Consider the following 13,080-nt stretch of genomic DNA (forward strand, 5'->3'; position numbering starts at 1 on the left):
TGATCTTCAATTGGATAGGGATTACCCACATTCGGGCCACTGCCGGTATTCGTTGTCGCCGTGTGGATATGAAAGCTGTCCCGCCAAGTGGTTGGCGTGACCTCAACAACCGCATCATCTGACCGGGTCACGAGCAGGCTGATCGCGTCTTTGAAACGGAAGTATTCATAGGAATTGGACTCGACCGAAATCTCGTATCCGATGGAGACTTCGAGCAACGACCCTGGCTTCACCGGTATCGCTTCAGTGGTCAGGGTCAACGTGTGAAAATGACTCTCCTGGTTGACCGTGCCAGAGGCCAGCGACACGAAATCAAACTCATCAAGATAAACGGCCGAGCGCGTGCCAAGCTGCCCATTAACGATGGAGCGGGCTGTAACCGTCTCCGCGACGACAGTATCAACAGCCAGACCGGGCGCACCCAGCACGCCGGTCTCGGTGTCAAACGTGAATCGCTCTTCACCCTCGATTACAAGGAAGTCGAAGGCGAAGTTGACGGTCGCTGTCTCGCCATCGGAATGCGCCTGCATCCCATTGATCTTGCCGCCCACATCCAGCGTGAACCCATAGGTCGCTTCCAACCGGTTGTTCACATCAGCCAGCGCGCCGGCATTCACAGAAACCGCAGACGCATTGTCCCCAATCGCGGCGTAGATCAGGTCCTCAGATTCCGAAAGCGCGGTCTCTGCGTTCAGCTCGACTTCATCAACGCGGGCAATGGTGGCACGCGCGAGGATATCCTCCTCGGCCGTCGTCTGGCGCGCATCGAGCGCGACAATGGCCGCCGCGTTGACCGCCACCCCATCCGTCCACGCGGTGTTTTCCGCAATGATCGCAGCCTCGGCATTGCCCAATCGGACAACCGCACCCTCGATCTCCACGAAGGCCGTTTCGGTTTCGGCGGCGCGCACCTCCAGCTCAGCAGCATATCCCGCGAAGCCGGCCAGGACTTGCGCCGTCAAGCTGTCCAGCCCCCGCGACGCCGCGCGCAGGCCTTCGGTCGCATCAACCTCGACTTCATTGACCCGATCATTGGTCGCGCGGGTGAGGATATCACCCTCGGCATTGGTCATGCGACCTTCGAGCGTGACGATGTCACCCGCGTTGGCGCCGGTCTCGCTCGCCCGTGTGGTCTCTTCTGTCGCCAGATCGGCCGCGACGGCCGCCACCGCGTCGGCATTGTCGCTCGCCTCGCCTTCAACCACGTCCATGCGGGCCGTGAGCAACAGCCGAGCCGCCGCCTCGGCCGCAACCGCGTCCGTCCACGCGGTGTTTTCCGCAATGATCGCAGCTTCGGCATTGCCCAACCGGACAACCGCACCCTCGATCTCCACGAAGGCTGCCTCGGTTTCGTCGGCGCGCACCTCGCGCTCGGCAGCATAGCCCGCAAAACCGGCCAGCACTTGTGCCGTCAAGCTGTCCAGCCGCCGCGCCGCTGCACGCAGACCTTCGGTCGCATCAACCTCGACTTCATTGACCCGATCATTGGTGGCTCGAACGAGAATATCTTCCTCGGCATTGGTCATGCGGCCTTCGAGCGTGACGATGTCACCCGCATTGGCGCCGGTCTCGGATGCCCGCGTGGTCTCTTCCGTCGCCAGGTCGGCCGCGACGGCCGCCACCGCGTCGGCATTGTCGCTCGCCTCGCCTTCAACCACGTCCATGCGGGCCGTGAGCAACAGCCGAGCCGCCGCCTCGGCCGCAACCGCGTCCGTCCACGCGGTGTTTTCCGCAATGATCGCAGCTTCGGCATTGCCCAATCGGACAACCGCGCCCTCGATCTGGACGAAGGCGGTTTCGGTCTGGTCGGCGCGGAACTCGACCTCCGAGACCAGGCCGGTAAACCCGGCCAACATCTGCGCAAGGGTCGAAGACAGACGGCGCCGCTCGTGGTCGATATCCGCCCGCGCCAGATCCAGCCGTGCATTGGCCTCGTCAAGCGAGACGCCCAAGCCCTCATCACCGTCGATGCGGTCGATCACCTCTTGCGCCAGACCGTCGAGTGCGGCGTCTACGTCGGCGAGGACGGCGGCGGCAGCCTCTCCTCCGACTGCATTTGTGTCCGTCGCAACCAGCGCATCCGGCACTGTAATGCCAGCAACTTCCGTCCAGACCTGTGTCACCGCGCCGCGCTGGTCGCGATAGGCAAATCCGAAATCATACTCCCGGCCGGGCACCAGTCCCCGGATATCGCCCTGGCCGGCGCGCGGCGGTTCGGTGTCGACCACCACATATTCGTCGGCGTCGGCGCCGGCCACCTTGGCGTAAACCAGTAAATCGACCAGGCGTGGATCTTCCGCCGCCGTCCATTGCAGGCTCACCCCCGGAATGGAGGCCCCGCCCGGTCCGGTGAATGTCGCCGGCGTGACGTTGACGCCGGCGGGGGCAGACACGGCATCAGACGCCCCAATCTCTGTGACGAGCAACGGGTCAGACCCCCTGCCATCATCGCCCAGCGTGATGATCTCAACGTCATAGGTACGGCCGGGCACGCCGGGCGGCAGCACGGCCACGCGCTCATCACTGCGCAAGTCCGGCAGCCGCTCAAACCGGGCCGTTGATCCATCCTCTGGCGACTGCCGCCAGCGCACCTGGAAGCCGGACAGATTGTCGGCGTAGGCCTCCGGCACATCAAAGCGCACGAAGATCCCGTCATCGGTCACATGGGTTTCAGTGTGGGTCGGCGTCGGCGGTCGCGGCGCACGGGGCAATGTGATGCGGGTGTCGAAGGCCGGCACGGTGCCGCTGTCAGCATCGAAGCGTTCCGGCGCATAGGCCACCGCCTCGATCCGCGCCGCAAAATCGCGACCGGGCCGGATCCGCTTGATCAGAACCGGGAAGGTTTCCTTGCCGGATTCCCCGAACGCAACCAGCTGGCCGACCTTTGGCGCATCAGCTGGATCAACCGGATCCGGCAATTGCAGGGCGGTGATCGGCCCGGCCACCGTCGAGACCGGCAACGCCGCCGTCACCGTAACCTTGTAGTTTCCTGATGACGGTCCGGTCTCAACCACTTCACGCCAGCGGATCGCATAGTCTTTGCCGGCTTCCATGACGAGAAGGCCGGACGACGCATCTGCCGCTTGATCGAGAGTGATCGCCGTAACATCGCCGGACTCGTCTAAGGTCAGCCCGGCAACCCGGGCCGAGCCCAAGCCGACAAGCATGACATCATGGGCGACCGCCGCCAGATCACCTGCCCGCGAGGCGACCGACTCAATATCGACGTCAAACTCGACAGTCTCGGTCTGGAGCAACGCCGTGTAGAGCCAGAACCGGCCAAGCTTCCAGACGACCTCCGGATCGGTAACACCAGGCAGCTCGAACTTCTCATAGGCGCTGGCCGCCAGTGTGCCTGTCGGGCCACCACCCGCCTCGCCCAATTCCGAATAACCATCGGCGAAGACCAGCATCTCGTCTTCACGATAGCCCTGCTCGCGATTTGTGAAAGCGACGCGCAGCGCGTGGACCGTGCCCGGGAAGGCCTTGCGCCAGCGAAAGCCGCGCGTCGATCGCGGCGTGAACAATTGGCGCTCACCATCGGCTCGCGGACCATCGATCACCACCGACAGTTTGCCATTGATCCAGATGGGGCGTGCACGCCCAGCGGCGCACAGGAGCTGCGCCGCCTTAGCCCTGGTCATTGGCGTGTCGATCACATAGTCGACGGTGTAGCCATTATCCCGACACCAACGCCAGAAGGCAGCCCAGGCCGGCCAGTCGATCCGGCTATCCGCCAGCGGGACGGCAGTATGGCCGCCTCGATAAAGAAAGAGCGTGTTGTCAGCGACATTGCGTGTGGCTGCTTCACCATTCCAATCATCGACAGACACTTCAGAAAGGTCGGGATCATCGGCATCGGCGATCGCTGCATCGAGGGTGTGCGCGCGCCGCTTGGTAACAAGATTAATCGCATCAACCACGCCAGACAATTGATCCGATGCCTTGATGAAGACGCCCATATAAGCGTAATCACCCAACGGCATCGGATCGCGCGACGATATTGAGCGCAGCGCCGCCCATTCCAGCCGATCGAATTTCTGCTTGCTGTCGCCCTGGGCAGCGTTCGTGCGGCGCACTTCGACATCATACTGCCCTTTGGGCACCGCAGCGCGCAGCGCGACCCGAAACGGCCTGCCCGGCTCGGACCGGGTCTCGGTCTGCGCACCGGAGGCCGTGCCCTCCGGGAAATTGGACGTCCAATTGGACAGGTCGCCCTCGCCAACAAACCAGTCCAGACGATCACTGCCGCCGGCGCTTGCGGCGGCATTGCCCTGCGGGGCGGTCGGGCGGGCGGTGACCCAGAGATCGCTGGATCCGGCCGGGCGGTAACGCATCTCGAAACTGGCCGAGAGGGATTTGTTGCGGCCCTGATCATCGACTTGCCCCAGGCCCTGGGGAAAGGCCAGCACCACAACAATTTCAGTCGTATCGGTCTGGGTAGAGCGGCTGACCCAGGCTCCGCCATCGAGAAGCGACCCCACGGATTCCGTGTAAGGATCATCCCGATAGAGCGTGATCGGCGGATCCGTTGGCTTCGAGCGAACTTCGTATTCGACACCGACATATTCAGTGATCGGGGTCTCGCCGATGCGGATGTCAGCCACATCACAATCGAGCGGCATCGGACCCAGATTCAGCAGATAGCGCAGATAGACATCGTCGCCGACAATCTCCTGGACCGGAATGCCTTGAAGGGGCGGGTAGACCCTGTGCTCGCCGAACAGGACCGGCATGGGCCGATAGACCAGCCGTTGATTGCGAGCGCCATCTACCGAATAAGTCGGCGACGGCGCCTCGCCCTGGCCGAAATTAGGCTGCGGTGGCGGCACCAGGGCATTGACGATCAGACTGCCGACAATCTGTACCGTAGCAGCAGCAGCTGCTGCCCAGAATGCCGAAGCGATCGCGCCACCCGCACCACCGCCGACCCAGGTCGCCGCAGCGATGACAGCGACTTGAAGGATGGTGCGCAGGATCTTGGATCCATCATCGCCGGCAGGGCGAACGCGCAGGAGGAGGAATTCGCCCGGCTCGATGCGGGTGACATCCCAGCTGCCACGATCGACCTCAATTCCATCCAGCTCGACAACCAGATGCGCCCGCAAGATCGGGTCTGGCACATGGCGCTCGACGATGTCCGCCAGGGTGAACCCCGCCGGAGCGGTCACCGTTTGCACCGAGTCGGCGGTGAAGGGATGCAGGGAAAGGGTGACCGGGCATTCGCCGCGGCGCAAACGCTTCAACGCCGTTCCGGGCTGGCCGGCGGGCGGAGCTGTGGTGACAGGAAGTTGCGACGGCCCAGGCGGCATGTCGTCACGCGGTGCTGTCATAGAAGCCTTCCAGGCGATTGGCCCAGACGGGATCGTCCAGGCGCTCAAGATGGGTGGCGGGGGTGCCGGGGCGATAACCGGCCGGGGCGATGGCATGCAGAAAACTGCCCTGCCCCAGATAAAGGCCGACATGGACCGGCTGACCGGCAATGCGGAACAGGATGGCAGCGCCCGGCCGTCGTTCGACCGGATGCCAATGAACCAGTTGCCGGCCGATCAGATCGGCCTGCAGGGCAAAGCGCTCGCCGCGCGTCGCAGGCGAGCTGACCTCATAGAGATCCGCATGACTGTGCGCCGGGCGGCCGTAATGCTTCGACCGGCACCAATCGACCACGCCCCAACAATCCCAGCCGGCCGGATCCCGGCCACGCCAGACATAGGGGGTCACCAGGTAAGGCCGGTGCCATCCGCGAGGCGGCGTCATGTCCTTGTCAGAACAGCGCCGGCGCCGTGCGCGGCGTGAAATCAAAGGAGGTCACCGGCTCATCTTCATCGATATCGACCGAGAGCTGGCCAGTCACTTCCAGCGCATCCCCTTCGGCGCCAGTAAAGGAGAATTCAGGCAGGGATTGCTCCACCGTGTCCGGATCCGCTGCGAGAATAACTTCGACCAGGACAGTTGGGCGCGACTGCAAGGCACGCAGTGTCAACGCGATCCGGCGGTCCACATTGTCGACTGTGAGGCTGGCCAGCATGCGCTCGCCTTCGCCCTGCCCCGGCGGCGTGAACTCAAACCCATAGGCCTTGAAGACATCGCCGCGACTGGTGATGTCGGCGTTATTGTTCACAAAGCGCAACGCACCATCGCTAATGCCCAGATCGGGATAGTCCAGGCCCAGCGCCGCCAGGTCCGGATGGGTGATGGTGAGCAAGACCAGGTAAATTTCATCGCCATCTTGCGCGATGGCCGATTCCAGAAACGCGCGAGAGGGCATCAGATCACCCGCAACTTGACCGACACGACCATATTGTCGCCCGGCCCGATCGACGTGGTAACGCCCGCCGAACCCTTGATGATCGTCGCCGTGAAATCCTCGCCGGTCAGCGGTTCGGTCCACTCAAAGGCCAGCGATCCGTCTTCCAGATCATCTTCGAGAAAGGGCAGCCATTTGTCTTTCCAGTCGGCCACCGACCAGCGCCAGGACAGCTCGACAAAATGGGGAACAGACGTGAAGCGCCGTCGCCGCTTGGCCGGGCCGGCATCGGTCTGGGTCTCCAACAGGTTTTCGCCCGCGCGTGGCGGCCTGTAGCCTTCCCGGCGCGGAGCAGAGGACAGGCCCTCGGGCCAGCTGACAGCCATCACCGCCTCCCAGGATGTGGCGACAGCCCATAGCGCCCGAATTGATCATCAAAGGCACCCGCGCCGATCAGGTCGCCGACCTGCTCTTCCAGCAGGATGCGCAGCTGCCGACCGCCATCCGACGAACGGCGCTCGCTTACCGAGGCCTTGCCGCCCTCCGTGCGCTTGTCTTCCAGCAGGATCTGCAGCGGAGGCAAAGCGAGCTGTTGCACGCTGCCCCCCCGGCCGCCGCCCATGGCGGACAGCGCCGGCACCACCGCGACATCCTCGCCGCGCGACACCTGGGCAAAGGGATTGCCATTGATCGACAACACATTGCGATCGATGCCAGCATTGCCCCGAACCGTGTAGTGGCCGCCCGTGTCATTTTTGGGCAAAGGCAGGCCACTGCCACCCGAACTGGTGCCTTGGCTGGCGCCGAACGCGCCATCGAGGAAGGAATCAAACGCCCCGGCCAGCGGCCCGATGATGAATCGCTGGGTCGCGATCTCAGCCAAGGTTCGCAGGATGCGGTTGCCCATATCCTCAAAGGCATCACCGACCGACCCGGCCCCGGTGACGATATCGGTGAGACCGTCGCCAATCCCGTCCAGCATCTCGGATCCGCCGCGATCGATCACATCATTCAGATTGGCGTATTCCTCAGCCATCTTGCGCAGGGTCGGGAAGCGATCATCCATTTCGACCACGCCGCTGCCATCCTCGCCGTGCAGCGCCTCCTTCACGCGCTCGATCTCGGCAATGATGATGTCGGCATCATCGGGGCTGGTGCGCCACAGCGCGAATAGACGATCCAGGCGTTCGGCCGCCTGCGTGGCCGGCGCCCGCAATTCCTCGAGCAGCGCCTTCTGGGCTTCCATCGGATCAGCGGCCGCAGCCATGGCACCGGCCAGCTTGATTTCGTCTTCCGTCAGCTGCTTGATCGGTTCGATCAGGCCCAGCACGCCGCGCTGATGCTCGAGAATCGCATCGATCTGGGCTTGGGTTATATCCAGCCCGGCTTCACGCGCCTCGTTCAATTCGGTTTCCAGCTCCGCCAGCCGTTCGAGCGGGGTCTGCATGGCCCGCAACTGGGCCTCGACCAACGCTTCCAGCTCGCGGCGGCGTTCGAGGTCCGGCCCGTCATCACCACCGGACTGGCCATCCCGCTCCCAGTCCGCCAGCATGGCCTGATAGGCTACGGCCGCATCTTCCGAGGAAACCGCCCTGTCATACATGGCGCGCTCGCGCAGGACTTCATTGAGCCGCGTGGCCTCTCGCAGCGAGGCTTGCTGTAGCCCCGGTATGATGCTCATCCATTGCGCGATATCCACCATCAGGTCGCGTTGCTCTTCCAACGCGGCCGTCTCGCGATCACGCTCATCGACCATCAAGTTCAATGCGGCCGCAATCCGCTCGTCCAGATCGGCCCTGGCTTCTGTCAGGGACACTTCCAGCTCGAGGAAGCCGACCGATTGCAGGCGCTGCGCAGCCTCTCGGCGAGCCTCCGCCTCGCGGATACGCATGGCCCCTTCCGCCATCCGGGTGATCGTTGCATCAGAGAAGGCGGCGTTGATTTGATCGGCAGTACTGAGAATGCGCGCCATCTCGTCGCCGGTGCGCTGAAGCAGGGGCCCCGCCTCACGCAAGCCGAGCTTGTCACTGATCGCCAGTCGCCGCGATGGGTCTTCAATCTCCTGCAGCCGCTCAATCACGGCATCCAGCACGACATTCGCATCCGCGCCGCTGTCGGCCAGATCGACCAAGCCCAGCGCGGCGAGACCGTCACGGGCCTCCCCCTGCCCTGTTGCCCGGAATTCCCCCAAACGCTTGGAAAATTCCTCCAGACTGTTCAGCGTGCCGTCGACCGTTCCGCCGGCAATTTCAACCGCGGAACTCAGTGACAGAACGCGCGAGGCGGCGAGACCTGATGACCGTTCTACATTGGCCAGACGCTCGGCAAATTCGGCCGTTTCTCCCGCCCGCTCCATCAAGCGGAACACTTGCGTCGCGGCCAGCGCCACCGCACCAAGCCCCGCCGCTGCCGCCAGCCCCCACGGGCCAATCGATGTCAGGAAACTGCCCAGAGGCCCGGCGCGCGAGGCCAGATCGTCAATGCCGGATTGGACTTCCTTGCGGGCATTGTCGAAGGCCTTGAAGCCCTGCTTGGTCGACTGCGCCCCCCGCGACATGTCGCGCCACATGCGCTCGCCGGCAGGGCCGAGCTCCTCGAGCCGGCGTTTCATCTCTTCCTGCCCACGCAGGTCGAGCTTGATGATGACGGAACCGGCCTTGCGATCAGCCATGTCAGCTCTCCCCTTGCGCCTCACGGGCAGCGGCAATGCCGGCGAAAACGCCGGCCTCTGCAAAGTCCAGTAATTCCAGCGCCAGCCAGTCCGGCAGGCGCGGTGTCATCTGTGCCAGGCGGCGCAGGGCGGTCTCGGCATCAAGGCCTTCAAAGCCCCACCCGCCGCGTTTCAGGCAGGCGCCGGACCGCACCAGACCCAGAACCAGCGCCCCCTCGAAAGATCGGGGCGCGTGTTCCTTGAAGGGGCAAAGATGTGCGGGCGCCGCATCGCGCGCGTCCGTGCGCGGATCGCGCGTGCGAGCGCCCCGGGCACAGGCTGCGCCCATCTCGACACAGTCATGACAGTTTTTCGCGCCGCCCCCGTGCAACCAGGCGAGAGAGGCGCTTATGCGTTTCCCTCACGCACCACCCGGCCAAGCGCGACATTGATTTCCCGTTCAATGCGACGCGCGATCACCGGATGCCCCAGGATCAGGGCTTGCACGGCCTGCGGCGTCGGCTCGAGCGGAGCGCCGGTCTCCTGGTCTCCGAAATGCTCCCAGCTACGGATATGCAGCTGCACCATCTTGACCAGATCAAGGGCCTGAACCGCCGCCTGAATGCCATCCTGCAGGCCTGCGCGCTTGATCACATCGGTAAAACCCAGGGCCTGCATGATGGGCGTGGCCCGCACGGCGAAGTCTTCGTCGCTTTCATCCTGATCGGGCACAGGCACCGCCCGCCAGGCGGCCAGCTCCGCTGCCTTTCGCGATGGCGTGGTTGGCCGGTCCAGCGTGATGGACGGGATGCAGCGCTGGCCGTCGCGTGTTTCAGCAAATTCCGGGAATGTGATGACGATTTCGCCGGTATCAGTCGGCCCGCTGGCAAGCCGGATCATGATTCACCCGCATAAGCGGCGATCGAATTGATCAGCGTGGCCGTGACAGCCGCCGCGGCCGCCGTTTGTTCGGCCCGCATGTCATAGCTTTCCGTGCGCAGGCCCTGGCCGGTGGCCGCGCGTTGCTTGGGCTCGAACCGCACGGCTGGCAGGGCGATGGTCAGCTTGTTGTCGGAATCGGTGGCGAAACTCAGAGCCAGATTGTCGACTGCACCGCCGGCGGCGATGTCAAACCAGGTATTGTCGACCGGGCGAATGTCCAGCGCGCCGCCGATGCGCGGATTGGCGTCGGGAATGAATTCCTTGGCCGTGCGATCGGGGCGCGGAATGGGCCGATCATCAACCAGCTGTCGCTCATAGAAGAATGACCCGCCCATGATGTTGGCCACGGCCACATCATTATAGGTGATCGCGCAGCCGACCGCGCCCGGGAAGGTGTTCAGCGCCAGCTGGCTGTTCGGCGTGCCGGTCGGGTCGCTTTCCAGCGTGACGATATTGGACGCCTTGCCCTGCAACCGGATCCGGCGACGCCCGGCCTCGGGCGTGAAGCCGAATTCGAGGCGCGACCAGGTGACCGTGTTGGCAAGGCGCCAGTCCGGCCCGTCTGGCCAGGCAAATGAGCCACCGGCATGGGCGCGCGCGCCGGAGGAAAACACATGCGTGTAGGGATCGCTGCCCGAGGGCGCGGTGACGCCGAAAATATGCGGCAAGACCCAGCCCAGCTGGTTGAAACACATGGGCAGGTCGATATCGAGGCCGGCTTCGACCAGGCCATTGGTCGGCGGTTGCGGATCCAGCACATTGGCCAGGGCCACACCGATCAACGGGTCGTCGACCAGCGGATCCGTGCGCCGGGGCGTGAAGCCATAATGCGAGATCGGATTGAAATCGCCGCTGGCGGCGGTTCCCGCCGCTGCCTGAGCAAGCGTGAACAGCTGGACCTCGCGGCCAATGAGATGCGCCATGATATGTCTCCTGGCTGGATAAAATCACGCCACCGAACGGCGTTCGGCGGGAAGAAAGAGGCGGGGTCAGCCCTGCCCGGCGATGCAAAGGTCGCGCGACGTGGCCTTGCGATAGTCCGTGCCGGCCTTCAGGCCCGCCTCCGACACCATCGCCGCATCGAACTGGACAATGGCGCCGTGCACGCCGATCCCGGCCACATCACGCAGCAGGACGGCCTTGAACGGCCGGCGATCGGCGACAGCCGATGCAGCGGCCTTGGGAGCCTTGGTGGTTTTCGTGGCCATGGCGGCCTCCTCTGGTGGTTGGGTCAGCCGGTTGGGGTGAGGCTGACGAATTCGACCTCGATGGTGAATGCGTTGAGCGTGGAGATTTCCACGCCCGTGGTCTTCAGGTGTTCCGGCTCAAAATCCGTGACCCCTGCATACAGACACCCGCCGCCGAGCCGGTAATCAGCGGTGATCGCCACAGCGATCGCTTGGCGAACCTCCGAAACCCGTGACTGGCGGTCAGCCGCTTCACCGCCCAGCGCCTCGACCACGAAGGGAAACATCGCCTTCAAATCCCAGCTCGGCGCGAGGCCAATCAGTGGATCATCTCTGGTTTTGACGACCTTTCCATCGAGCAGAACGCCGCGAGATCGCACGAAGTTTTCAGCCCGATCCACATCGAGATAGCTTGGATCGTTCACCACCCAATCCAGCGGATCATCCAGCTCGGCCAGGGCCGCACTGATGACGCTGACCAGGGCCGTGCGGACCTCGTCATGAATGAGTGTCGCCATGATGGATCCTGTCAGTCGTCAGCGCCGAAGCGACGGGTTGCAATTTCGCGGAAGGCCCGGGAAAAGCGCTCTACGCCTTCGCGGCCGATGGCAGCGGCGATCCTGTCCGGGTTCACCGATTTCGGCATGGTCGCAGAGGGGACGAGGATGAACATGACCACGCCATTTTCCTCACGACCGCGCCGCAGCGTTGTCTTGCTGGCCGGCGCGTAGCCGCGCTTATTCTTCTGGACCTTGTCGGCGACCATGAGGATCAGGTCTCGCCCCTTCACCTTCACATAGCGCAGCTTGCCGAAGCGCTTTTCCGCCTGGACCAGCGCATAGGATCTCGATTTGCGCATGCGGCCGGATTGGCCAAACCCGTAACCGGCCTGTGGCGCATTCTCGGTCGGGATGAGCAGATACTTGCCCGTGCCCGCCCGCATCGTCTCGCCATCGGCGAACGCCCGCACAATATGCGGCGCGTTCGACCACCAGCCGATCGACGGCGCCATCGACGCCTGACCGCCCTTGTTCGGCCAGACGCGCGATCGCCAGGCATTGGCGACCTTGTCGCCCAGCGGGGCGCGGGTATCGGCCCGCAATTCCTGCTTGCCCCAGGCCTCAACCGAATCCGCCGCCGCCATGGCGGCATCAGCCAGTTCTTCTAGAGTGGCGTCGATATCGGCCGACAGGCTTTCGACGATGCCGGCATCAATCGTGAAATCCGGCTGGCCAGGGTCGAAGGACATCAGCCGATCTCGACCATGTCCAACACCCATTCGCCATTATCATCGCGCGGGGCGCCATCGATCCGGCAGCGCTGGCCATTGGACCGGGTAAAGACACCGCCCCTGGCCGGGACCACGCCGGCCGCGACCAGTTTCGGATCCGCCTGTTGCACGCGCCAGATGCGGCTGGCCGAGCGGATCTGCCCAAAGCCATCGCCCGCATCATGCTCGCGATCGCTTTCATCCGGGATGATCACCACACCCGACACCGCCTCCCCGCCTGACGGCGTATAGCTCACAGTCTCACCGAATTGCGCGTAGAGCGCCGGCAGGGCCTGCTCATTGAAGGCGGTGTCGAAGTCGGACAGCGACATCAGATGCGTTCCAGCTCGCCGGCGGCAACGCGCTCAGCAGCGCGCGTATTGGCGAGACGGATCTCGGCGCCCGAGGCGACCACGCGATAACGGCCGACACCGCCAGCGAAGGCGGCAGGCGCGGGCAGGGGCTGCGAGTCCAGCCCGACAGCGACAATCAGACCCTCATCGATCTGAGCGCCATCCGCTCCAGCCGGAGCTTCGACGGGGGCAGCGCTGGCTTCACCGCCCGCCGTCGTATCAGCGTCGGCCGACTGGCCCGTCGCCGCAGCCTCGCCTTCACCCTCACTGCCCAGCGACAGCTGATCGTCAGACTTGCTCTCGGCGGCAGCGGGTGGTGTGGCCTCAGCCTTCACGGTCTTGGCACGCTTGGTCGCGCCGGTTTTTCTGGTCGTCATTGGGTCTCTCCATTTTCAACAAGGCCAATCGGCCCCTGACTGAAACCCTGGTCG

Annotated in this window: 13 protein-coding genes; all 13 read right to left on the minus strand. The window is 64.1% G+C overall.

All coding sequences use genetic code 11. The features are described 5' to 3' along the window. Positions 1-5,333, minus strand: a 5,333-nt coding sequence (locus C7435_RS12495) for a TipJ family phage tail tip protein (RefSeq protein ID WP_233350771.1), incomplete at its 3' end; no start/stop codon positions are given. Beyond that, on the minus strand, positions 5,317-5,757 hold the full coding sequence (locus C7435_RS12500; RefSeq protein ID WP_121211901.1) for an NlpC/P60 family protein: 441 nt from the start codon (positions 5,755-5,757) through the stop codon (positions 5,317-5,319). The genes C7435_RS12495 and C7435_RS12500, both read right to left, overlap by 17 nt. Before the next feature lie 7 nt (positions 5,758-5,764). Continuing rightward, complete coding sequence (locus C7435_RS12505; protein ID WP_121211903.1) at positions 5,765-6,268, minus strand: DUF1833 family protein; 504 nt, start codon at positions 6,266-6,268, stop codon at positions 5,765-5,767. After that, positions 6,268-6,633 carry a hypothetical protein gene (locus C7435_RS12510; protein WP_121211904.1) on the minus strand — a complete coding sequence of 122 codons (366 nt, stop codon included), beginning with the start codon at positions 6,631-6,633 and terminating at the stop codon, positions 6,268-6,270. Before C7435_RS12510 ends, C7435_RS12505 begins: the two co-directional genes overlap by 1 nt. Further along, the gene (locus C7435_RS12515) at positions 6,633-8,918 is read right to left on the minus strand and encodes a coiled-coil domain-containing protein (protein ID WP_121211906.1); all 2,286 of its coding nucleotides are present in this window, start codon (positions 8,916-8,918) and stop codon (positions 6,633-6,635) included. The genes C7435_RS12510 and C7435_RS12515 overlap by 1 nt, the downstream gene beginning before the upstream one ends. A 1-nt stretch (position 8,919) precedes the next feature. Continuing rightward, positions 8,920-9,246 (minus strand): hypothetical protein, encoded by a 327-nt coding sequence (locus tag C7435_RS12520; protein ID WP_121211908.1) that lies wholly within the window; start codon positions 9,244-9,246, stop codon positions 8,920-8,922. A 59-nt stretch (positions 9,247-9,305) separates the two neighbouring features. Next, positions 9,306-9,797 (minus strand): hypothetical protein, encoded by a 492-nt coding sequence (locus C7435_RS12525; protein ID WP_121211910.1) that lies wholly within the window; start codon positions 9,795-9,797, stop codon positions 9,306-9,308. Next, positions 9,794-10,762: a phage tail tube protein gene (locus tag C7435_RS12530; protein WP_121211911.1), complete on the minus strand. Its 969-nt coding sequence runs from the start codon at positions 10,760-10,762 to the stop codon at positions 9,794-9,796. The genes C7435_RS12525 and C7435_RS12530 overlap by 4 nt, the downstream gene beginning before the upstream one ends. Before the next feature lie 66 nt (positions 10,763-10,828). Further along, complete coding sequence (locus C7435_RS12535; RefSeq protein ID WP_121211913.1) at positions 10,829-11,047, minus strand: hypothetical protein; 219 nt, start codon at positions 11,045-11,047, stop codon at positions 10,829-10,831. A 23-nt stretch (positions 11,048-11,070) separates the two neighbouring features. After that, a complete protein-coding gene (locus C7435_RS12540; protein WP_121211914.1) occupies positions 11,071-11,544 on the minus strand; it encodes a hypothetical protein in 474 nt (157 codons plus the stop codon). Between the two features lie 11 nt (positions 11,545-11,555). After that, on the minus strand, positions 11,556-12,275 hold the full coding sequence (locus C7435_RS12545; RefSeq protein WP_121211916.1) for a DUF6441 family protein: 720 nt from the start codon (positions 12,273-12,275) through the stop codon (positions 11,556-11,558). After that, entirely contained in the window at positions 12,275-12,628 is a 354-nt protein-coding gene (locus C7435_RS12550; RefSeq protein WP_121211918.1) for a head-tail joining protein, read from the minus strand. Before C7435_RS12550 ends, C7435_RS12545 begins: the two co-directional genes overlap by 1 nt. Beyond that, on the minus strand, positions 12,628-13,026 hold the full coding sequence (locus tag C7435_RS12555) for a hypothetical protein (protein ID WP_121211920.1): 399 nt from the start codon (positions 13,024-13,026) through the stop codon (positions 12,628-12,630). Before C7435_RS12555 ends, C7435_RS12550 begins: the two co-directional genes overlap by 1 nt. Between the last annotated feature and the right edge of the window lie 54 nt (positions 13,027-13,080).

The sequence above is a fragment of the Maricaulis maris genome (genome assembly GCF_003634045.1).
In the GTDB taxonomy this organism is placed as follows: Bacteria; Pseudomonadota; Alphaproteobacteria; order Caulobacterales; family Maricaulaceae; genus Maricaulis; species Maricaulis maris.